Origin of the sequence: Streptomyces sp. L-9-10, from assembly GCF_004151105.1 — a bacterium.
Classification (GTDB): domain Bacteria; phylum Actinomycetota; class Actinomycetes; order Streptomycetales; family Streptomycetaceae; genus Streptomyces.
Genome location: NZ_PHRF01000117.1, coordinates 1 through 236, shown reverse-complemented (window position 1 = coordinate 236; position 236 = coordinate 1). Strand labels below are relative to the sequence as shown.

Here is a 236-nt window from a genome sequence, read left to right as displayed (position 1 = left end):
CGGTCTGCCGGCCGGCGCTTCCACGGACGAGCACGAGGGGGCGGCCAAGTGAGCACATCACCGCGGGAGATCGGCAAGAGCCTGTTCACGGGGCCGGGTGCCGGCTGGCGTATCGCCGGTGCGGTGATGCTGGTCAGCACGGTCGCCACCCAGCATCCCAATCAGCTGTTCAACCGGCTTCAGCTGAAGGACACCTTCTCGCTGCTGCCGAACTGGCGTTTCTTCGCGCCGACTCC

At 67.4% G+C, this 236-nt stretch carries 1 pseudogene; it reads left to right on the top strand.

Annotation, left to right across the window (positions count from 1 at the left end):
* Positions 1 to 48 precede the first annotated feature (48 nt).
* Positions 49 to 236: pseudogene (locus CU044_RS27570) on the top strand (hypothetical protein); the annotation flags it as partial.